Below are 19,144 nucleotides of genomic sequence, written 5' to 3'. Positions count from 1 at the left end.
CTTCTAATGAACCCGACAAGTGCAGCGAGCTGTAATATTTCATCTTCCATCGACCCGACCCCTTCATGCATAGAAGTCAATTTATGCGTACCCTTTAGTACTCAAATCCCTTTATTTCCTTGTATTGCTGTGTTCGATCGGCCTGAACCGTAGTCTTCCCAAGTTACCTATGTTGTTTTCCTTTTCTAATATGCACTTGGTTCCTATGACGGCCTTGATCCCACCGAGGTAAGTTAAAAAATAGCTGTTACTATTAAGGCGACTACGTGTGTCTGTTTCTCTATTAATCCGAATTATCTAATGACTCTGACAATGCTGCGACAAGTGCAGCAGGCTATAATATTTCTTATCCCATTAATCCGACTCCACTCATAATTGAAAACCCTCTTTTGCGGAGCTCCCAATTAAATCCTCTTTGTCCTTAGATACTAAATACGCATCTATTTCAACCTGTAGGTCAGGTCGCTTCCCGATAACAAACTCGTATGTGTAAACCCCGTCAACTATGCGCTGTCCCATATACGCAGCCATTAACCCCCACCTCCTAGGATTAATTCATCAAGAGCGGCTTGCATGAGGGCTTGTTTAGTTTTGAGCTCAATGAGCTCCTGATCCTGTGTTTTGGGCTCAGATACACCAAACTGGTACACAACGACCGACATCGAATCAACAATTCCGTCTGCCATAGCTTGAATAGTTACCGTCTGAGTTTCTCCTGTAGCAGTCGGATAAATCAACATGAAGCCATTCGAGTCTATTGTGGCCCCGGATACTGACCAAGTAACAGCCGCATAGATTTGTTCACCATATTGGTCTATGACATGAGCGGAATATTTAACAATTTGCTGGACGTCGTAAACGCGGAGCAACTCCGGCCCCTGAATGATTACCTTCGATGGTGTCGAAACTGGCTCGTTGTATTGTTCACCCACTGGTATTATCGGCTCCGCACTCAGCTCCGGGTTCTCGGCGTCGATCCGGTTAGCTTCTGATATTGCATGTTTCCGGATTTCAAACCAAACAGCGTCCCGGATTTCACCTGCAGTTCCATTTGCTGCAACCCCGTATATCATTCCGGAAATTTGAAAATCGTTACCTATCGAAGTAACGATAAGGAAATCGGCACGTTTATCCTTTCCTATCTCCGTTATTCCAAGAAAATAGATTTGCACGTCCTCTTCCTCCTTATGGCTGTTGATTGATATCCCAAACAAACTTTTCCGCAGAATTTACGGTATTACGAAGTTTGATGCTGTAAACTTTAATGGTTACGGAATGAAGCTGTTGTCCATTATCCGAATGAATATTTGGCTGAATTTCTATCTTGTAGACACCTGGGTTGGCCATTGTTAGGGTAGCTGTTATCCTAGATTCAACTGTGCTTGGTGTGTATGTTGCACTTGTGGAAAAAGGCCCCCAATTAATACGAGAAGAGTGCCACACTGAATTAGTTGCAATGTGGGCCATATCAACAACAATTTGATTATAACCGGCACTATCGATTGCTTCGCTCGTTTCCAGCGTGTTGTATGCGGGGACTCCGCTGTTGTATACCCCCACACGAACAAGCACATGATCACTATTTTTTTGTATAATGCTATCAAAGTCATTTAACTTTGCACCTTGTTGCAATATAACCGCACCGGAATATCCTTTTTTCCAGGCGCCCCCTATATTGGTATGAACCTCTTTCGTTTTTTTCCAAACCCCGCCGATGTTCACCCACACCTCTTTCGCTTGCTTCCAAGCGCCGCCGATATTAACATGCATCGTCATACGACAGACTCCCCTTTACGGTGTATAGACAATCCAAACGTCACCATTTCCGCCGCCACTTGGCGCAGCCGTGGACAAGGTAATATTACGGATTTGTTTGGTTGTGTATGATGTATTGTTCTGAGCAGTCACCGCTTCAATTAACCCAGTAGCATAATTGAGCAGCACGTTTGCCGATGTGCCACCGTTATCGATATAGCGTAGTTTGCTAACTAGATCGATAAATAAAGCGCCCGCAGTAGAGCCTGCGCGATGAAAAGCGTAACCAGCAAATTCTCCATCGTAAGAAGTTGCCATAGCTTGCATTTTTGTATACGTTATGGCATCCGCAACCTTAGTCCCTTCACCCGTGGGCGTGGTAAAATTTTGTGCTTTCGTAAATGTGTTTGGATATCCCAACAACGCAAAAGCTGCCGCTTGTACACCATCCAACAAATCAGCATCCAGGCCGCTTCCTGTACCATCAACCGTTTTGACTTTGGCTAATACATCAGCGGCCGTATATGCAGAAGAATTGAGCTTAGATGCAATTAAATTCGTAATTGTAGTCGCGAAATTCGGGTCGTTCCCGAGTGCAGTTGCCAGTTTTTTCAGCGTGTCTAATGCAACTGGCGATCCGTCAACTAAATTTGTGATTGCTGTCGCGATTGCCGACTCAACAGAGCCTTTGTTCGTAATGTCATCAGACGCTGATGGATTAGCAATTTTAGCTCGTCCTTGGGTGTCTCGTTTCACGAGAGTAATCGGTGTCGGGCCTGTCGAACTTGTTCCTAAAGCTTCGAGATCAGCATGCAATTCGTCAATCGCCCCAGCTACATTCTTGGCTGCCGTCAAGACTGATGGCATCGAGCCAAGGACTTGATCGATCTTATCCATATTCCCGTTAATGATGTTAATATCCGCACTTTCGTTCTCCAAAGGCTTTTTCAATCCAATATTCGGCGTTGTCTCAGCCATTAGCTCCAACTCCTTGTCATCACTTCACCCCACGTGAAGTTTTTGAGATTGCCCCACGTCGTAAGCTTCAACTCTTCCCATTGGGTATATGTGAAGGCATATTCGACGGCGAGATGCGCCGGCTTGATTTCTTCGATTACAGCTTTGAGGTCGTCTAGGTTAGGCGGAATGCCTCGCGTATCTACGAACTTTACGGTAAAAGTATAGGCCTCTGGCTGCATAGTGACATTCACTGTACCTCCGTCATAAGCTTCCGCGACGGATTTGATTAAGCTAACCGTGACGGTACCTATGCCGCGTAGTTTCGATAGGATGACGCTGCGACGTTGAGCGATTGGCTTCGTCGTGTCTACCGAGATACCGAGCTCTTTTTCCCAGAAATCAAGTCCCCATGTCGCCGTCGACACAAAATATTGCTCAAGCGTGCCGTCCAATGCTTGCCATAATTGATCTAACTCGGAGCCTTGGGCATCCATGTTGGCGCTCATAACCCGTGAAGTCGCATAGTAATCGGGGAGATAGGACAGCAATTCCTTCCCTCGTTCGTTAGTCATCGTAAAATTAAACAATGAAGCTCACCGTCCCGATGACCGCCACTTGACCTAGCGTCAAATCGACATTGTCGATCCCGCCATTAAGTAGGAACCCTTCGAAATCGACGATACGAGGAATATCTAGCAGGATCGCCCCGATCCGGTTGTACCGAACGAGAGGATCGACGAAAGCAAGCTGTTCGAGATACTCGGTAAGGCCAGCTACGAAGTCGCTCTTCGCCTGTTCTAACGTTGAACCGTTAGCAAGGGTAAGCTTAGCTTGTATGTTAAGCGGCACTTCGACAGCCGCCTGTACCGTTACGGTCGAACCGATCGGGGACTTGCCTTCACCCAGACCGGCAGATGGAGAAATATAATTTTGCACGGCTTGCACGATTGTTGGATTAGGAGCCCTTTTACTCTCGTCAAGCACGAACAGCCTTACCGTACTTGGACCGTTCCATAACGGTTGAACCTGAACCCGGCTCACTCCCGGCGTTTCGAGCGCCCATTGCTGGTAATCCGCCTTGTTACCGCTCGTTCCCGGTTGCCTAACCTTCAGAAGATACCGAGCGAGCAAAGACTCATCCGATTCTTCGTCTGCCCCACCAGTCGTCGCTGCTGTGTTCGTCACCCCAGTAACTCCGACGATTGGCTGTGCCAAAAGACTAATCGCCCCGACGGGAACATTTCCTACAACTCCGGCTTCTATTGCTTTAATCGGAATAACAGCCACGCCTTGCCCATCCAATACGGCAGCTTCCATCGTCTCGTAATCAATAGACGAAGATGACGTAACATCGTCGGCCGGCGTCGCTACTTGCGTGCCAAGCGGAATGACCGTACCGACAACCCCTGTCAACTTGACTGTTCCCGACGAAGCAACAGCCGGTCGTGGAATTACGCCTTGCTCTTCGCAGCGCATTTTCAAGTAGGGACCGAACGTCGTCATTGCAAAGCCCCGGCTCAACACTTCCCGCGCCCATTCTGACGCTCTATACAACTGATAGGCTGCCGGAGAAAGAGAGTCCCAAATGTACGACCCTTCCGATTTATCGAGGTCTGTCGGCAAGCGCTCTAGCATTCTCGCCAAAATCGCTTCTTCCGTCTGATCTTGTAAAAAATCCGGTAATACCGCCATTAAACATTCACCGCCCTTCCTTGAATTTCTGCCGATTCCTCATGAACGTTCGACACGTTACAATTAAAATAGCAGCCGTCTTCCGACCACTCATATGTGAATCCATCCACGCTAGCGGTCCTAGGATCGCTCATTAGCGTCTCGATCGTAATCCTTTCGATTTCCATCTCAATCGCGGAACGCGATAAGCCGGAACGAATGAGCTCATTGAATTCCTGGCCGTAGTTTCTCGAATATACGAGATGACGGTAGCGTTCGGTCATCAGCGCTTTTTTACACCATTCGAGCCATGCTTCCTTGCCCTCGCTACCTGCAATTTTCCCGCTAGGGGTCGTTACGAACTCTCCCGCTTCGAAATCGAAACGCCAGCTTCGACCGAAAAATACGTCATCGCTCCCCGTATCCACAACCTCTTCAATCGGCTCTTCCGTCGGAAATAAATTAGCCACCTGAACTCACCACCTTACAGACGACAACCGCATCTTTACCGCCGTTTACGGGAACGGCAAGAACTCGGTCACCTGATTTTAATCCAGCCGCCCAATTCAATCGCACTTCGCCCACCTTCGTTTCCTGGAAATCAAAACGCGTTCTCTGTGAAGGGGTAGCTCCACCGATGGTCACACCGTCTTCGTCCACTGGGGAAGTCATCGTGCCTACTAGCGAGAAAGCCGGATATTCTAACTGCGCCACCCAATTAGCGACAAGATAATCCGGTATTTCATATTTGAAAGAATCAAGCTTCAAGCCCGATACTGTAATCGTACCTAATTCGGAAGGAATCCCGGATAGCGATTTCGCGGCAATCTCCGAAAATCGCTTTTCCAATGTTGACACCAAACTTTTGTAAGGATCAGCCAAGAAAATCCCTCCTGACTTTTGCCTCTGTTGCAAGTTCCAATTCCATCCGCCCAGGACTACCCAATTGGTGGCGGACTCTCGTTACGATTAACTCTTGTCCATTCATACGCACCTTGTCACCAGCTCGAATTGTATTAATGTCGAGAGCAGTAACCGATAGCGTTTCCTGCAAACCCAACAATATTTTTTTGCCGGCTGCTTCGGCTTGTTCAATTGTCTTGATATTGCTATCGGAAATTATTTTCTGGAGAGTGCCAAACTTTTCCGTATCCTTACTCATGATCGCCAATGACTTGGGTTCTGAATATTCGCTTGTTTGAGAGCCCATCACTTTAACTCGTGTAACCGCACCTTCAAGCGTCCGGCTCTGAGTTACTTCTTGAATCGCCTCTAGCTCCCAAACCGCTGCGTTGCCACCAACTTTGACCAACTCCAATCCTCTAATCGTCATTCGGGGCTTGAACATTCCTCCGCCTTTTTTAACGGTCTCTTTCAAATCCTCCATGATCATAGAAAGAATCGTTTGCGATCGTTTAATGCTCCTAGCAAGCTTCTCTTTGGTATTTACTACATTACCAACTGAGATACCCCACTGTTTCGCATAGATTTGAAGTCGTTCACTTGCCGTTTGATCTTTAGGCATCAGCAGCTCATCCTCGGATTTCGCGAGATAGATCGTTTTCTCATAAGCTGTTATACTAAGACGTTTAATACCAGTATTCGTGCTTTGACATTCCCAAACTACCCCGGATGCAACAAGTTCTCCTTCCGGTTTCCCCCGAAAGGAATTCCTGCAACGCGGATGGACTGACCTGGAGTAATCATTGGCATGTCCGGTGTAACGACCAGTTTCATACTCGCGCGATAAGCAATCTCTTCAAGCGATTCCTCCAGGGAAATATCCTCTATTAATTCACTCAGATCATATTTATTAGCGTAAATAACTTCGTAGCTCACGGCATCACCAGCTTCTGTCCGGGCTTAATGAGGTCTGGATCGCGTCCGATGACCTTTTTATTACCGTTGTAAATATCACGCCATTTGGAGCTGTTTCCGAGTTCCCGTTTGGCAATAGCCGTAAGCGTATCTCCTGATATGACCGTGTAGACTTTAGGCACCGGCTTAGTGTCGGGCCGTGTGGACGCTTTCGCGCCTAAAGTCCCGACCTTAAACCCTTTCCATGTCCGGAATGTGATGTCGAAGTAAATATCCCCGGGTTCCCCGCCCTTAAACGTCGAGTTGTGAGAAGTCACATAGACCAACGCATTAATGATCGTACCTGTAATCGAGAGCCTGACTGGCCTCTTTTTGGTAAGAAGAGATGTCAGCCGGTTCATCGCAACTTGTGGATCGGGATGTCCACCAGTATCTTGAGAACAGTTACAATAAGTATCGTGATATTTCGGAAAAAAAGAAGAGAAGGTAATTTCCTTAATCCTTTCTCCTTGAAAAAGATCGATTTCACCTAGCGATAGAATTGTTACCGTTTCGAATTGCCTGTCTCGTTTGATTTGAACTTCTTCGGGGTTAACCGGAAATTGAAAATTACCTTCAATAGGGTCCCTTAATATAAACTCCATAGTAAGTCACCTACCTTCCCGCATTGAATGCAACATTGCTGTTCATTAAGGATTGCTTAATAGCTGCTGTCAATTTTTCTCCTAAAACAGCAGAAAGCTCTTCATAGTTCAGTTCATTACCTGGTAATGAAAGCTGAATCGCCCCAGGCGGCAGACTAACATTAACTGGTGCAGGCGATGGAGAACTTGGCTGCTTCGCTGACTCAGAGGAATTCGACAAAACCGGGAAAGGAGACATTGTTGAAGAATACATTGGAAAGTTTTGTTGTTTGTGTAACCATTCCTGAACCTTTACGTCTTGTAAGGTTAACGGCTTTGGCGGACCATTCAATATTTTCAGTTCTGCCTCAGAATACTTATAAGGTTCTTTATCCGTTTTTTCGGGTTTATCTTTTTTACCGCCAAACCCGAAAAATGCTTTAGTTCGATCAACAGCGTCGTTAAAGCTTTCTTCTACCTTTTCCGTTACTTCGTTGACCTTATTGTTCATCCTTGAAGCTATGTCGTCTAAATTAATGCCTATATTGTCCGAGAGGTATTGCTTTGTTTGATCAGCAGCGTAGTCTAAATTTTCTCCAACTATTTCTTTGACTTCGTTAAACTTGTCATTCGCCCGTGATGATACCTTATCAATATCAATTCCTAGATTATCCGCAAGGTATTGCTTTGTTTGGTTAGCTGCGAAATCAAAGTTTTCTGTTACTTTCCCTTTAATTTCAATGAACTTTTCTCTCGCCTGACCCGAAAAATCATTGTACTTCTCCTGAAATGAGCTCCACTCATTGCTAACATTTTCACGAATCATGCCCGAGGTCTCGTTAACCCAATCAACATAGTTATTAAAGTTTGTCCCAATATGTTTACCTACTCTCCCAAAAGCTTCTGACCCTAAATACGCTCCAACAATCGTAGCACCAGGTATCGGAACTAACGTACCTACAGCGCCTCCTACTAGAGATCCTACAAACTCACCAGCCATTTCACCTATTGCTCCATGCAGCTCTTTCCCCGGTTTTGTTGTTGCCAGCTCTATTGCATCACCAGCATAGCCAGCCCACTTAAAAACCTTTTCTGACTTCCTGCTCAGATCAACTACTTTTTTCATTGCAGGATCATTCCACCATTTCCCTGATGAATCCCTCTGAGTTATCGTTCGACCAGGTAACCTAGAAGCTTGCCTAGATTGTCTCACTCGATTAAGTGCTTCAGTCCTTTGGTTATACCCCCACTCCATAGTGGTATGAGTAACGTCCGTTAATTTACCTGTTTCATCAACGGTTTCTAAAACTTTGCCCATTATTTCGTTAACTTTATTGGTGGTTTGAACCCATGTGCTATCGTAATACGAACTTGATGAAGCAGCTTTAGAACCTGCTTTTGGTTGGACAGTATTAGTCAAGTTATCTAATCGCTGAAGCATTTTCATTTGTCTGGTTAATTCTGTATTAAGTTTCTTAATATCCGACGATGCACCACCACTTGCACCAATAACAACCTCTTCTTTACTCGCCATCCCTTCATCCTCCTCTCTTCGCCGATGTCGCTTTCTCCGCATCCCATTCCAGTTCCATACTAGCCATCAGGAATAGCTGCTCGCCTCGCGGAAGGCGCCAAAACTCTCCGGGGCGCAAATGGTGGCGAACCCAGCAGGCATGAAGCATGCCTGCGAGCCCCCCGGATCGAATTAGTTTTTTACGTCTTCGAGCTCCGTGTTAAAACCGGACAAGTCGAGCACAATGTCTCCAAGCGCCGACAGCTCTCCCGCCAGTAAAATCCTCTTGATTACTTCCTCTGCGCCACTAGCCGAGAATTTATCTAGCAGTTGCGGGTTCCCCCAATTGGGAGAGATGGTGGAAGCCGCGATTAGCGACACGTTAAACAATTCCTCGTCCAACCGCGTGATCGTCTGACCGCGTTTCTCTTTTCTCTCTGTGCAACGTTCGCGAATGTTGAATACTTGCTTGCCGGTCAAACCGCGAAGTTTAACCGGAATATCAAGGCGTTCAAGCCTTACTGCCCGCTCGGGCAGTTTGTCGGCGTCCAGTAATCGCTGCAAAACCTGTTCATCCGTCAATTGATCAAAAGACATTTTGTCTTTCCTCCCTTTATTAGCCTGCTACGATCGGATCGGTCAACTTGTATCCTACGAAAGTGAAAGCTGTCTCCTCAGTTACTTCTTCTCCCGCCGTCCAATTGGCCAGTTGGATCTTATCCACAACGCAGTCATATAATTCAATACGCTCAAAACCATAGGCTTCCGGGTCGGACAACTTGTTAACGATGGTAAATTTAGAGAACCCACGATTAATCATTTCGCTAGTCACTTTGTAACCGCTCATCGTACCCGTGCCCTTCTTAGCGCCCAGCTTATGCGTCGTCCACTCTCGTCCAGCGAGCTTCAACTCCCGCTTCTCCACCTCGACCGAAGCCTCAAGCTTGTTAATATTCGTTTGCCATACCCCGTCAATAAACACTTGTCCATACGTACCCAGAATCGCTCTTGTTGGATCCATCATGTTTGTTCTGCCCCCTTATCGCACGATAAACGTGCTGAAAATTTGTTCCATAACGTCCGTAAGACGCGCTTCCCACTTCAAGAAAACCTGGTCCGGCTCCGGAGTATAATCCGGATCTACATAGACGTCGTAACCTTCGGCTTCGATAATGCCAGCTTGAGCTAGCGACTGCATATACTGACGGCATGCGCCGATGAGCGCCAATCGTCCTTCTTCGCTGTTGTTGACTTTACCGATGTAGGAATCTTCGGCCGTCCGTTGAAGATCGGAGTTAATACTGTCCATCACGCGAATCGTGCGGATTTTCTTCCATGGATTGTTCTGTCCTTCGCGTAACGTCACTAAGCTGTTAATGCCTCGCAAGGCTTTGACTAGGCGACCGTCGTGAACGAGCAAGAATACGCCATTGCGAACGGCTTGCTCTTGCTCGGAGCGAGTCCATCTACGAGTAACGTCTTCGAACGGAGATGGGGCATAAGTGGTCGATTGGCTAAGCCCCTGTCCCGCGATCAATCCCGCGACATAGGCCGCAGCTTGAGCGGAACTGTAGGAAGTTCCGTCCAACTTAACGCCGGTGCCGACGTTAACGACGCCTTCATGATTAAACGCCGAGCTGCGGCTAATCGCCTTGGCCACCGCATCGGATGCCGTATCGTCTGCCGAAGTGCCTCCCAGCACCGCGATAACGCCTTTGCCTTCACTCCGAATTCGACTCACCCAAGAAGCAACGCTCGTATGAAGAGCCGGATCCGATACGCCATCAAGCGAGATGACATTGAAGTCCCGGGTTTCGAAATCTGCCAGCGCGTTCAAGTACTCCGCGTTGGTGATACCCGTTAAGCCCGAGTTTCCGCCGCTCAAAGAAACGCCCGACACGCTAGCTAGCGTGCCGTTACCTTCGGCAAGCTTCGAGGCATTCACCCATTTGTTGCCGCTATCGGCGTTGATGGTATTAACCGCCGCTTGAATAGAGCTTCCGTCGATCGTAAAAGTACGAAGCAACGTCGTTCCTTCGAACAGCTTCAAATCCTTCTTAGCGGGTTCGACCGCGTTGACTTGAACCGTAACCCTGAAATCATTCCCTCTAGTGCCCGGGTATTTCGCTTCCAGGCTCAAGACGTTTACCGGCGTGCTTGCCGAATCCGTCAACGTAATCGCCGAAGCGGCCGCGCTCCCGTCAGCCATGCGATAAGCAATAACTTTCCGCGCGCCTCCCAGCAACGCTAGCTTAATAGAACGGTATGCTGTCGCTCCATTTTCCTCCGAACGCGAGTAGGCATTCGCCGCTTCCGTTTCGCTGGAGATTTCGACAAATTGTTTTGCCGGCCCCCAATGAGCTTTTACCGGTACGATTACAACGCCTCTAGCTCCCGCTTGGATCGCCGCAGCCGCGGCTGCCCGAAAATTCATATAAAAACCCGGCAATACCGGTTTATCCGTCGTACTCCAAGTTCCTCCAGCCATATTAAAGCACCTTCCTTTTCAGAAATTGATCGACTAAGCGCTTGGCATCATCGATGGTAAGTTGATCGTTCTCGACTTGATGGAAAGCTCCGGCAACAATCTCGGGGTTCACCTGAAAAAGCGCCTGCGCATTTTGCATATAATCGTCCCGGTTGTACCTTGCTTCCGCGACTCCGGCTTTCTTGTTTGCCATTCGTACCACCTCGTTCATCATTTGTGTTGAAATTGAATTGTCCGCATCAACGGGCCCTCGTCTAGCTGACGCACGACCTTTCTCGATAGCGTGATTGATAGCTGTCCTTCGGTTAAAGCATCTTGCGCGAGATCGACGATAGGGCTAAGTACGGATAAATAACGACGCTCGGTAACGTTAAGAGGAATTTTTACCGCGCTGGTTAAGGCTTGCGTAAGCTCCAGGATAGTTGCGGTCTGCTCGCCCAAAGTTCGGCCTAATACATGACCGACCGTTTTCTTGCGAACCTCGATCGTAGCCGCTCGGGTGCTTGCCGTAGTTTCCGCGCCTTCCAATCTCCATAAGATAGACGGTCGAACGTAGTCCGAAGGCCATTTGCCGCAGTAAACCTGCCAATCCTCGCTGCCTAGCGTATTCTTGGTCCAGCTTGAGAGGGCAGCTAGCCAGGCGTCCTCCTGCAAATCTTCTGGGACATCCCCTCTCTTCACGGAGATTACCGCAAATCGAAGGCCGCGAGTGAGAGCGTTCCGCTCGATATCGACTTTGTCGCTGCCGATGTTCCCCTCGTATTGACAAGTGAATGATGCCATAGAATCCGGATCGGTAATGACCTGCCCGTCCAATGCTTGAATGATCAGGTTGGATAACCCGTCCACTTCGGAAAATTCATCCTGCGAAACGAAAGGCCATATTTCGAAAGAGGTTCGATATCCCATCCAATCGGTGTCTACCGTATCGGCGCCTTGAACGAGCAACACGTAAGGCTTGTCCAAGCCGGTTGCCGTCTCGTCGGCTTCGACGACTCTTCCCCCGATCAACGGAACGGCTTGAGTCAACCTTTGCCGAATACCGTTCCTCATGGCTGATGCCCATAGCTTCTATTTCGTGAGTGGTTTGCCATGTCAGTCCTCCTCTCCCCTAATTTGTCCTCTCGCTATTAAGTGGCAACCGTACGACAACCTGACAATCAACCGTTAGCCGACGAGGATGAGGAAGCTAACGTTGTCGGCGACTTTACGCTGGGCGCGCGTCATGTAGGTGCCTACGCTGGATTTGCTAATGTTCAGCAAGACGGCAATCTCGGCAAAAGAGTAACATTCGCCATGGGCGAGCATATAACAACTGCGTTCCCTTTCGGTCAGTCCTCGGAGGGCGGCTTCGAGACGAAATCGACTAACCTCGGTTTCTTCGATTGAAGCATGCGATTCGTTTCCTAATCTCGAACTCGTCGGCAGCTTCGCAGGATCCGTTAAGATCTCCCGCTGATACCCGGCCCGGCGCTCGATGCCTCTTCGACTGCCCGGCCTTCTCCCCGTCTCCAACCATTCAATGACGTAAGAGCAGCTTCCGATCATTTCGATAACCAATCGGCGATCTTTATCCAAAGCGAGGATTTCGTTCATCTCTTCAAGCGATCTAACCGGCTCCAGTCGGCTGATGAGTAAGGATAACTCGTCTGCTTTCCTCAATAGCATCCGCCTTGTATCTAAGTAGCTCTCTAATGTAGCTGGGCCTAGCTCTGTTATCCGAATCGTTTTCATAGGTTCACTCCCCTTTTTATGTTTTGCCAATTTGGCAAATAATAGATTCGAAGAATCAATTGGTATCACCTAATGCTCTACATCCAACCAATAACCGATTGCGTTTATAAGCTACAAATTACCAAATCGGTAATGTAACCCCATCATATATTGCCAATTAGGTAAAGTCAATTGTAATTTTGCCATTTTGGCAAATAAATCAGTTTACCAATTTGGAAATTGTGGTATACTATTAGTATCCTTACTAAAGAAGGAAGATTACGATGTCGTTAGGCGCACGTCTTAAAGAACGACGCGAGAAATTCAGTAAATCACAGCTAGACGCTGCCAAACATCTAGGCATAAGCAACGTCCAGCTCTCCCGATACGAGTCGGACGATCGTAAACCCGACCCCGAGATGCTTAGCCGTTTTGCGGAATATTACCGCACCACAACGGATTACTTGCTGGGAAGAACGGACAATGCGTCCTCGGACTTACATTCTTCCGGCGGTACGATGGAGTATCCCGTATTCGAGGAATTCATCAACAATCCGGAGCATGGCGTTTTTTTCAAAGATTACTTGAATGCGCCGGAGGAACGGAAAGAGGAAATGCGACGCTTCTGGGAGTTTATTCAGGAGAAGGAAAAAGGCAGGAAACCCGGAGATCAGCAAGGTAATCGTTAGTTCTCGCAACTAAGCCCGAATGGGCTTTTCTTTTCCCATTAAATACGAACATACATTCTCATTAATAAGGACGGGACTATGTACCGACACTATCGAACAACCCCATTGGAACAATGGATCGAGCAGCTTTGGTTGAAATCGGGAATCGTGAGCCCCTCCCAATTGAATATCGACGACGTAGCCGGAAGACTGGATGTGTGGGTTCACTTCATGCAAGATACTAGCCGCGCCCTGGAGTATATGGGGTTGAGATCCATCTTAATCGATAAGCGGCAAGGACGGGAATCGCAATGGGAAGACTTCCTGCACGAGCTGTGCCACATTCTTCGGCATGCGGGCAATCAGACGACGATGCCGCGGCTTTTCTGCGAGGGACAAGAAGCGGAAGCGAACCGGTTCGTGCTGTATGCTTCCACCCCTTTCTTCATGTTGAGGGAGCTCAAGCTGCCTGACCGAATGGACGAAGCCAGCGAGTTCATTGCCAGCCACTTCGGAGTCACGCATGAACTTGCGAGCAAACGATTGGAGCAAATCCAACGTAGAATGTTCGCTTCCGTTCTATGGGAAGAAGCTTTGAAGCAAGAGGCTCAGAGACTATTGCTCCAAGTGGAATTCCATAATAAAAACGCGGTCCTCTAACGCTAAGGAATGTTTTCTCTTAAACAAAGCAGGGTAATGGAAAATACAACCACATCATGCTTCCAGGAGAATTAAATCTCCCAGCATCTAAAAATCATTACAAAGGTGGTGATCAACGTGCGGGACTTGAGAGACAGCATTCATACGCTTGACGACAGCTTTCTGATCAACCAATTTCACCGAGCTTCCGAGCAATCTCCCGATGATGAGTTTATCCAAATCCTTCTGGGAGAGATTATCGAGCGCGAACTGACGATTGAAGAAGTACTGAGCCGGTCTCACTTCCATTAATGCAGCGTAGTATAAAAAGCAAAAATCCCCATACAGCACAAGGGCTGAACAGGGATCGATTTACGTAAATGGTGCCGACTAGAGGACTTGAACCCCCAACCTACTGATTACAAGTCAGTTGCTCTACCAGTTGAGCTAAGTCGGCGAATTAATGGCTCACAAGATAAGATAATACCACCTTCGGACGAGCTTTGCAATACCCAATTTCATTTTTCTTCAGGGTAATCGCAATAGACTGACTTCGAGACGAGTACGCTTAAAATCTACTAAAATTCGTTGATGGCGTAAACAACAATCGTGAGTTTTTCTAACGGAAGCCAAAGACGCTATTTCGACGAAAACAAGCGTTTTAAATTTTTAACGGAACTACGAGCCTCTATTCATGCTCAAATAGTATATTTTTATTGGAAATACGAAAATAAGAGCGCCTATTTCCGTTAGATTTCGAAAAGTGTCCTTTTTAGCAGAATAAGGGCTGTGGGCTCCGTTAGCCTGAAACTAACGAACTAAACCCGGTTACTCTATCATTTCCCCCTAACAATAGCGAGGAAAAACAGACCGCCACCTTCTCGCAAGGCTCGGTCTGTTTTCCGCGACGTGACGTTTCCCTTGACATAAGGTTCCCCTTATCGAGTTCCTCTTATCAAGTTCCCCCTCGCTCAATTACTCCATCATTTTCGGACTTCCTTAGAAACCGACGATTTGATCAATTCCGATACGGTGACGAACCGATACCCTCTGGCACGCAATTCGGGCAAAATGATGCCCAGCGCCTCCACCGTTTGAGTCTTCCCTTGAACATGGTCGTGGAATAAGACGATATCCCCGTTTCGCGCGTTCCGAATGACCTTGTCTCCGATCTTCCTTACCCCGGGTTTACTCCAATCCCTCGTATCCTGATGCCAGGACCACATGACGGGAACCAAACCCATACGATTCGAGACCTGAACGATCGTATCGTCGTATAAACCGCCCGGCGGGCGAAAAAAAGACGATTTCTTCCCGGTCGCTTGATATATTTCCCGCTCGGTCCGTTCGATTTCTTGTTGCACGATCCGTGCCGAAGAGGGACTTTTGAAATACACGTGGTTATATGTATGGTTTGCCACCTCGTGCCCCTCTTTCACGATCCGCTTCACGATCTCCGGATATTTCGTAACGCGATTGCCGATGACGAAGAAGGTAGCTTTCGCTTCGTATTTCTCGAGCAAATCCAAAATCTGATTCGTTTGAACCTTGTCCGGTCCGTCGTCGAACGTAAAGGCGATCATCTTATGATCGGTTCGGACTTCCCAAATCATCTCCCCTTTTTTCTCGTAATAATATCGATCTTTCTTGAACGGCAACGCCTCCGCCTTGTTGTTCATGAACAGTACAGTAAGGCTAAGGAAACACAGCAAATATTTCCGATTAATGAGGAATCACCATCCTAAACGCGAATGCACAATACCTGTAGGCTTTCGAAAATACCGCGATCTCATACATTGGAATTGTTTCACTCTCATTTCTGCTGAGCAGAAGGACATAATGACTCAGGGGACAAAAGCCCCTCATTCAAAATCCCAAGGAGGCAATCCAATGAAGAAGGCAGTTATCACGTTCGTATCCGCTTGTATGCTTCTCACCGCAGGCTCGGCAGCTTACGCTTCCGCTCCGGTGGCGGAGAAAAAACACGAGCACAAAGTTCACATGAAGAGCGCCCACGAGAAAAAAATGCATGAGAAGAAAATGCATGAGAAAAAAATGAAGGCCCACGCTACAAAAGCCCATAAACACCCAAGCAAACTTCATGCGAAAAGCCTTCACTCGAAGAGCCTCCACTCAAAAAGCCTGAGAGCAAAAGACGTTACTGAATTGCCGAAAACAGGCTTCGGCGGCGCAAGCGAAAAAACGGAATAAAGGAGCGCAAAGAGGGGATCGAGCATCTCCCCTCTTTATTCTTTATGATGAAAAAATGGCCTTTGCTTGTTCTTACGATCGCTATCCTCGTCGGAAGCACGAATTGCGGCAAACAGAGCCAGAGCGAGAAAATCGTTCAAGATTTACCCACGAACCCTACGAGTACCGAGAATAAGGTTATGGAATCGAAGGAATCGAAGGAGTCGAAGGAGCCGCAGGCATCGAAAGTCCCTAACGTCGAGCCCAAAGTCCAGGAACTCAAGAGAGTCGAGAAACCCAAGATAAAGAGCGCGAGCAAAGGAATTACTCCGGCAAGAATTTACATTCCCGCGATTGACGTTCATGCCGATATCGAACCCGTTAGCGTCACAAGCAAGGGGCAAATGGGAGTTCCGAACAGCACGGGAAGAGTAGGGTACTTATCCAGCGGCATTTTACCTGGCGCTGTCGGAAACGCGATAATGGACGGGCATGTCGATTCTTACGAAGGTCCGGCCGTTTTCTTCGATCTCAAGAAGCTCAAGAAGGGCGATTCCGTTATCGTAAAGAACGATAAGGGTTATTCTATCCCATTCATCGTTGAATCCGTCGAGAGCTTCCGAACTTCCGAAGCACCCATCCAAAGAATTTTCGGACATGCGGATGAGCCCCGGCTTAATCTCATTACGTGCACCGGAAAATACAGCAGGAAAAAACGGGAGCACGAGGAGAGGCTTATCGTCTTTACTAAGCGGCTGATGGATAAGTCGATCGTTAACGGATAAAATAATGAACAGCCCTCGGTCTCTCATAAGAGATGGAGGGCTGCATTTTAAACATAATGAAAAAAACGCTCCCTCCGACAACCCGGAAAGTGCGCTTTAATTGAAATATTAGTGGTGCTGATGAAGGGATTCGAACCCCCGACCTACGCATTACGAATGCGTTGCTCTACCAGCTGAGCTACATCAGCAAATCCTATATTAGGATAGGATTTTTCGAAGAAAAAGTCAAGAATTTCGCGACTGGATTTTTTTGTATCGGCTAATTACACAAGATGGAACACTTTGTTCGAACGTCTTTCCTTTTGCTCCGGCTCGCTTCCGATTAACAGCTTACCCGATTTATCGCTTCCGACGCCGCTAATCATGAGGTCGAGCTTGCTCTTGAGATCCACCTCGTAAGGCTTCGCCAGCAATTGCCCTTCCGGCGTGCGGATAACGCGGACGATCGGCCTTTGCTTCGTATCCTCGTGAAGAGCGGACACCACCCCGAGCTCTCCCGTGCTTAAGCGCACCGTGGTGCCTCTCGGAAACAAGGCCATATTGTCCCGCAAATTGCGTACTTTATCCATGTCATAGAGCGAGCCGGCTCCGCCGTACAATACCTCCAAAGCTTCGTGAGGCAGCATCGGAATGCCATTGCCGCGTCCATTGACGAGCGTATCGAACATATCGAAAATGCTGATCCATTGATGATGGGGATGTATCTTTCTTCCTTCCAGCCCGAAGGGATAACCGCTTCCGTCCATCCTCTCGTGATGGAATAAAGCGCAGTGCGCCGCCATCAGCGGAAATCCGCTATCCCGCAGCAGCTTGAATCCGAGCTCGGCGTGCGTCATGTACTGTTTGTCGTTCTGCGTCACCCTCGCCTTCAAGCCGTCGGGCAACAAGAGCCGGCCGATATCGTGGAACATCGCCCCTATGGCTAACGCCTGCAGATCTTCGCCAACCAAACCCTCATCGAGACCCAAACGGGTCGCGCAGACTCCGACGTTCATCGCATGCTCCAGAAAATGCTGCTTGTCCCCGTCCGCAAGCGTGGTCGCTAGATGAACCGGCAAACAAAGATCGTTACGGCGCGATTTCAGATCGTCGACCAGAAGCTTGGACGCATCGAAACAAAATCTCACGATCGCCGGCGACAGCTTCTCCTTAGCCCCTCCCGCAAGCTCTTCCATGACATGCGTTAACGCCCCGTGCAGCACGATGATCGTCTCGTCTCGGATCGCTTGGTCGGGAGCGATGTCCTCCGTTCCCTGCTCCTCGATATGAAGGTACGGCAATCCTAACTGTTGCAGCTTGTTAATCGCGTTCGCCGTAAGCACGAATCCTCTTCCCGCCAACACGTGTCCTTGCTCTGTATAGATCGATCGCCCCAGCTTCATGCCCGGGCGACACTGATTCGTATGCAAAATAATCATACTTTCGACTCCCTTCCGCAAGCGGGACGTAAGCTTGTCCCCGCCTTATGTACTCATCCTATCTAATCCTTCCGTCATATGACCAGTGACGCGTGTCACCTCTTCGGTCATGATTATGTAAGCATGTTTTGCCATCTATACTGTTCAAAATTAAATGTTCCTCTATAATGGAAAAGAAAGGGGAGAAACGCATGTTAAGAATATTGATCGCGGACGACCAAACGCTCATGAGGGACGGCTTGCAAACGATTCTTCAATTAGAGGACGATATCGAAGTCATAGCCACCGCCGAGAACGGCGAGGAAGCTTGCCGGCTAGTCGCCATTCACGATCCGGACTTGGTTCTCATGGACATCCGCATGCCCGTCATGACCGGCATCGAGGCGGTCAAGAAGCTGCGCGTCGATTCTCCTCATACGAAGGTGCTCGTGCTGACGACCTTCGACGAAGACGAATATATTATCGACGCTCTGGCTGGCGGGGCTGTCGGTTTCCTGTTGAAAGACATTCCCGCGGAGAAGCTGCTCCAAGCGGTACGCGAAGCGGCTAGGGGAGAAATCATGCTACCGTCTTCGATTGCCGTGAAATTGGCCGCGCGCTTATCCGCTCCGTCTCCCGGACGCACGCCGCCTGCCCGAGCACGCGGTAGAACTTCCGACCTCAAGTTCACGAATCGGGAGATGAGCATCATCGCCTTGATGGTCGAAGGACGCAATAATCGGGAAATCGCGCAACTGTTGTTCATGAGCGAGGGAACCGTTAAGAACTATATCAGCGCGATATACGATAAAATCGGTACGAACGACCGCACGCAAGCCGTGATCTGGCTCAAAGACATGACTGTCATATGACCCTCGTCACTGTGCCGCGTTGTGCCCCCGAGTTACAATAAGATCAGATTCT

Annotated in this window: 27 protein-coding genes and 2 tRNA genes; 6 read left to right on the top strand and 23 right to left on the bottom strand. The window is 48.3% G+C overall.

Features of this window, described 5'->3' with window-relative positions:
• Positions 1 to 369 precede the first annotated feature (369 nt).
• The 19 genes from HH215_RS28510 to HH215_RS28425 form a co-directional block, all read right to left on the bottom strand.
• Complete coding sequence (locus HH215_RS28510; protein WP_169282970.1) at positions 370 to 531, bottom strand: hypothetical protein; 162 nt, start codon at positions 529 to 531, stop codon at positions 370 to 372.
• Positions 531 to 1,172, bottom strand: a complete 642-nt coding sequence (locus tag HH215_RS28505) for a hypothetical protein (RefSeq protein WP_169282969.1) — start codon at positions 1,170 to 1,172, stop codon at positions 531 to 533. The genes HH215_RS28510 and HH215_RS28505 overlap by 1 nt, the downstream gene beginning before the upstream one ends.
• Before the next feature lie 13 nt (positions 1,173 to 1,185).
• Entirely contained in the window at positions 1,186 to 1,776 is a 591-nt protein-coding gene (locus HH215_RS28500) for a hypothetical protein (protein ID WP_169282968.1), read from the bottom strand.
• Positions 1,777 to 1,791: 15 nt separating this feature from the next.
• Complete coding sequence (locus HH215_RS36120) at positions 1,792 to 2,733, bottom strand: hypothetical protein (RefSeq protein ID WP_217362243.1); 942 nt, start codon at positions 2,731 to 2,733, stop codon at positions 1,792 to 1,794.
• Entirely contained in the window at positions 2,733 to 3,287 is a 555-nt protein-coding gene (locus HH215_RS28490; protein WP_169284620.1) for a YmfQ family protein, read from the bottom strand. Before HH215_RS28490 ends, HH215_RS36120 begins: the two co-directional genes overlap by 1 nt.
• Before the next feature lie 7 nt (positions 3,288 to 3,294).
• Positions 3,295 to 4,407, bottom strand: a complete 1,113-nt coding sequence (locus HH215_RS28485; protein WP_169282967.1) for a baseplate J/gp47 family protein — start codon at positions 4,405 to 4,407, stop codon at positions 3,295 to 3,297.
• Positions 4,407 to 4,856: a DUF2634 domain-containing protein gene (locus HH215_RS28480; protein ID WP_169282966.1), complete on the bottom strand. Its 450-nt coding sequence runs from the start codon at positions 4,854 to 4,856 to the stop codon at positions 4,407 to 4,409. Before HH215_RS28480 ends, HH215_RS28485 begins: the two co-directional genes overlap by 1 nt.
• Positions 4,849 to 5,268, bottom strand: a complete 420-nt coding sequence (locus HH215_RS28475) for a hypothetical protein (protein ID WP_169282965.1) — start codon at positions 5,266 to 5,268, stop codon at positions 4,849 to 4,851. The genes HH215_RS28480 and HH215_RS28475 overlap by 8 nt, the downstream gene beginning before the upstream one ends.
• Positions 5,261 to 5,980: an XkdQ/YqbQ family protein gene (locus HH215_RS28470; protein WP_445662481.1), complete on the bottom strand. Its 720-nt coding sequence runs from the start codon at positions 5,978 to 5,980 to the stop codon at positions 5,261 to 5,263. The genes HH215_RS28475 and HH215_RS28470 overlap by 8 nt, the downstream gene beginning before the upstream one ends.
• Before the next feature lie 29 nt (positions 5,981 to 6,009).
• Entirely contained in the window at positions 6,010 to 6,225 is a 216-nt protein-coding gene (locus tag HH215_RS36570; RefSeq protein WP_254450255.1) for a hypothetical protein, read from the bottom strand.
• Positions 6,222 to 6,848, bottom strand: coding sequence for a LysM peptidoglycan-binding domain-containing protein (locus HH215_RS28465; RefSeq protein ID WP_169282964.1), 627 nt, complete (start codon positions 6,846 to 6,848; stop codon positions 6,222 to 6,224). Before HH215_RS28465 ends, HH215_RS36570 begins: the two co-directional genes overlap by 4 nt.
• Before the next feature lie 10 nt (positions 6,849 to 6,858).
• Positions 6,859 to 8,361, bottom strand: a complete 1,503-nt coding sequence (locus tag HH215_RS28460) for a hypothetical protein (protein ID WP_169282963.1) — start codon at positions 8,359 to 8,361, stop codon at positions 6,859 to 6,861.
• 4 nt (positions 8,362 to 8,365) lie between these two features.
• Complete coding sequence (locus HH215_RS28455) at positions 8,366 to 8,509, bottom strand: hypothetical protein (RefSeq protein ID WP_169282962.1); 144 nt, start codon at positions 8,507 to 8,509, stop codon at positions 8,366 to 8,368.
• 23 nt (positions 8,510 to 8,532) lie between these two features.
• The gene (locus HH215_RS28450; RefSeq protein WP_169282961.1) at positions 8,533 to 8,937 is read right to left on the bottom strand and encodes a phage tail assembly chaperone; all 405 of its coding nucleotides are present in this window, start codon (positions 8,935 to 8,937) and stop codon (positions 8,533 to 8,535) included.
• Positions 8,938 to 8,956: 19 nt separating this feature from the next.
• Positions 8,957 to 9,364, bottom strand: a complete 408-nt coding sequence (locus HH215_RS28445) for a phage tail tube protein (RefSeq protein ID WP_169282960.1) — start codon at positions 9,362 to 9,364, stop codon at positions 8,957 to 8,959.
• A gap of 15 nt (positions 9,365 to 9,379) precedes the next feature.
• Positions 9,380 to 10,828 (bottom strand): phage tail sheath family protein, encoded by a 1,449-nt coding sequence (locus tag HH215_RS28440; RefSeq protein ID WP_169282959.1) that lies wholly within the window; start codon positions 10,826 to 10,828, stop codon positions 9,380 to 9,382.
• A 1-nt stretch (position 10,829) separates the two neighbouring features.
• Complete coding sequence (locus tag HH215_RS28435; RefSeq protein ID WP_169282958.1) at positions 10,830 to 11,021, bottom strand: YqzN/YkzM domain-containing protein; 192 nt, start codon at positions 11,019 to 11,021, stop codon at positions 10,830 to 10,832.
• A 17-nt stretch (positions 11,022 to 11,038) separates the two neighbouring features.
• Positions 11,039 to 11,881 carry a hypothetical protein gene (locus tag HH215_RS28430; protein ID WP_169282957.1) on the bottom strand — a complete coding sequence of 281 codons (843 nt, stop codon included), beginning with the start codon at positions 11,879 to 11,881 and terminating at the stop codon, positions 11,039 to 11,041.
• 114 nt (positions 11,882 to 11,995) lie between these two features.
• Positions 11,996 to 12,562, bottom strand: coding sequence for a sigma factor-like helix-turn-helix DNA-binding protein (locus tag HH215_RS28425; RefSeq protein ID WP_254450254.1), 567 nt, complete (start codon positions 12,560 to 12,562; stop codon positions 11,996 to 11,998).
• A gap of 263 nt (positions 12,563 to 12,825) precedes the next feature.
• Between HH215_RS28425 and HH215_RS28420 the strand changes: the two genes are divergently transcribed.
• The 3 genes from HH215_RS28420 to sda all read left to right on the top strand — a co-directional run bounded on the left by HH215_RS28420 (position 12,826) and on the right by sda (position 14,160).
• A complete protein-coding gene (locus HH215_RS28420; RefSeq protein ID WP_169282956.1) occupies positions 12,826 to 13,230 on the top strand; it encodes a helix-turn-helix domain-containing protein in 405 nt (134 codons plus the stop codon).
• Between the two features lie 78 nt (positions 13,231 to 13,308).
• Positions 13,309 to 13,869, top strand: coding sequence for an ImmA/IrrE family metallo-endopeptidase (locus tag HH215_RS28415; protein WP_169282955.1), 561 nt, complete (start codon positions 13,309 to 13,311; stop codon positions 13,867 to 13,869).
• A gap of 117 nt (positions 13,870 to 13,986) precedes the next feature.
• Positions 13,987 to 14,160 carry a sporulation histidine kinase inhibitor Sda gene (sda, locus tag HH215_RS28410; RefSeq protein ID WP_169282954.1) on the top strand — a complete coding sequence of 58 codons (174 nt, stop codon included), beginning with the start codon at positions 13,987 to 13,989 and terminating at the stop codon, positions 14,158 to 14,160.
• A gap of 69 nt (positions 14,161 to 14,229) precedes the next feature.
• On the opposite strand, the gene HH215_RS28405 is transcribed toward sda, so the two are convergent.
• Together HH215_RS28405 and HH215_RS28400 are read right to left on the bottom strand one after the other, a co-directional pair.
• Positions 14,230 to 14,305 (bottom strand) — tRNA-Thr (locus HH215_RS28405).
• Between the two features lie 526 nt (positions 14,306 to 14,831).
• A complete protein-coding gene (locus HH215_RS28400) occupies positions 14,832 to 15,527 on the bottom strand; it encodes a polysaccharide deacetylase family protein (RefSeq protein WP_169282953.1) in 696 nt (231 codons plus the stop codon).
• Between the two features lie 211 nt (positions 15,528 to 15,738).
• Between HH215_RS28400 and HH215_RS28395 the strand changes: the two genes are divergently transcribed.
• Positions 15,739 to 16,059 (top strand): hypothetical protein, encoded by a 321-nt coding sequence (locus HH215_RS28395; protein WP_169282952.1) that lies wholly within the window; start codon positions 15,739 to 15,741, stop codon positions 16,057 to 16,059.
• A 62-nt stretch (positions 16,060 to 16,121) separates the two neighbouring features.
• Positions 16,122 to 16,823, top strand: coding sequence for a class F sortase (locus HH215_RS28390; protein WP_254450253.1), 702 nt, complete (start codon positions 16,122 to 16,124; stop codon positions 16,821 to 16,823).
• 112 nt (positions 16,824 to 16,935) lie between these two features.
• On the opposite strand, the gene HH215_RS28385 is transcribed toward HH215_RS28390, so the two are convergent.
• Positions 16,936 to 17,011: transfer RNA gene (locus tag HH215_RS28385), tRNA-Thr, on the bottom strand.
• Positions 17,012 to 17,086: 75 nt separating this feature from the next.
• Complete coding sequence (locus HH215_RS28380; protein WP_169282951.1) at positions 17,087 to 18,241, bottom strand: HD-GYP domain-containing protein; 1,155 nt, start codon at positions 18,239 to 18,241, stop codon at positions 17,087 to 17,089.
• A 191-nt stretch (positions 18,242 to 18,432) separates the two neighbouring features.
• Here HH215_RS28380 and HH215_RS28375 point away from each other — a divergent pair, with 191 nt between their 5' ends.
• Entirely contained in the window at positions 18,433 to 19,092 is a 660-nt protein-coding gene (locus HH215_RS28375; protein WP_169282950.1) for a response regulator transcription factor, read from the top strand.
• The last annotated feature ends 52 nt before the right edge of the window (positions 19,093 to 19,144 follow it).

The organism is Cohnella herbarum (assembly GCF_012849095.1).
Taxonomy (GTDB): domain Bacteria; phylum Bacillota; class Bacilli; order Paenibacillales; family Paenibacillaceae; genus Cohnella; species Cohnella herbarum.
The sequence above is the reverse complement of the archived record's forward strand: the minus strand, read 5'-3'. Positions and strand labels throughout refer to the sequence as shown.

What these genes read in the sequence shown, in the direction of transcription:
- HH215_RS28510 (WP_169282970.1), bottom strand. Translation starts at nt 531, where the DNA reads ATGGCTGCGTATATGGGACAGCGCATAGTTGACGGGGTTTACACATAC.
- HH215_RS28500 (WP_169282968.1), bottom strand. Translation starts at nt 1,776, where the DNA reads ATGACGATGCATGTTAATATCGGCGGCGCTTGGAAGCAAGCGAAAGAG.
- HH215_RS36120 (WP_217362243.1), bottom strand. Translation starts at nt 2,733, where the DNA reads ATGGCTGAGACAACGCCGAATATTGGATTGAAAAAGCCTTTGGAGAAC.
- HH215_RS28490 (WP_169284620.1), bottom strand. Translation starts at nt 3,287, where the DNA reads ATGACTAACGAACGAGGGAAGGAATTGCTGTCCTATCTCCCCGATTAC.
- HH215_RS28485 (WP_169282967.1), bottom strand. Translation starts at nt 4,407, where the DNA reads ATGGCGGTATTACCGGATTTTTTACAAGATCAGACGGAAGAAGCGATT.
- HH215_RS28465 (WP_169282964.1), bottom strand. Translation starts at nt 6,848, where the DNA reads ATGGAGTTTATATTAAGGGACCCTATTGAAGGTAATTTTCAATTTCCG.
- HH215_RS28460 (WP_169282963.1), bottom strand. Translation starts at nt 8,361, where the DNA reads ATGGCGAGTAAAGAAGAGGTTGTTATTGGTGCAAGTGGTGGTGCATCG.
- HH215_RS28455 (WP_169282962.1), bottom strand. Translation starts at nt 8,509, where the DNA reads ATGCTTCATGCCTGCTGGGTTCGCCACCATTTGCGCCCCGGAGAGTTT.
- HH215_RS28450 (WP_169282961.1), bottom strand. Translation starts at nt 8,937, where the DNA reads ATGTCTTTTGATCAATTGACGGATGAACAGGTTTTGCAGCGATTACTG.
- HH215_RS28445 (WP_169282960.1), bottom strand. Translation starts at nt 9,364, where the DNA reads ATGATGGATCCAACAAGAGCGATTCTGGGTACGTATGGACAAGTGTTT.
- HH215_RS28440 (WP_169282959.1), bottom strand. Translation starts at nt 10,828, where the DNA reads ATGGCTGGAGGAACTTGGAGTACGACGGATAAACCGGTATTGCCGGGT.
- HH215_RS28435 (WP_169282958.1), bottom strand. Translation starts at nt 11,021, where the DNA reads ATGGCAAACAAGAAAGCCGGAGTCGCGGAAGCAAGGTACAACCGGGAC.
- HH215_RS28430 (WP_169282957.1), bottom strand. Translation starts at nt 11,881, where the DNA reads ATGAGGAACGGTATTCGGCAAAGGTTGACTCAAGCCGTTCCGTTGATC.
- HH215_RS28425 (WP_254450254.1), bottom strand. Translation starts at nt 12,562, where the DNA reads ATGAAAACGATTCGGATAACAGAGCTAGGCCCAGCTACATTAGAGAGC.
- HH215_RS28420 (WP_169282956.1), top strand. Translation starts at nt 12,826, where the DNA reads ATGTCGTTAGGCGCACGTCTTAAAGAACGACGCGAGAAATTCAGTAAA.
- HH215_RS28415 (WP_169282955.1), top strand. Translation starts at nt 13,309, where the DNA reads ATGTACCGACACTATCGAACAACCCCATTGGAACAATGGATCGAGCAG.
- HH215_RS28400 (WP_169282953.1), bottom strand. Translation starts at nt 15,527, where the DNA reads ATGAACAACAAGGCGGAGGCGTTGCCGTTCAAGAAAGATCGATATTAT.
- HH215_RS28395 (WP_169282952.1), top strand. Translation starts at nt 15,739, where the DNA reads ATGAAGAAGGCAGTTATCACGTTCGTATCCGCTTGTATGCTTCTCACC.
- HH215_RS28380 (WP_169282951.1), bottom strand. Translation starts at nt 18,241, where the DNA reads ATGATTATTTTGCATACGAATCAGTGTCGCCCGGGCATGAAGCTGGGG.
- HH215_RS28375 (WP_169282950.1), top strand. Translation starts at nt 18,433, where the DNA reads ATGTTAAGAATATTGATCGCGGACGACCAAACGCTCATGAGGGACGGC.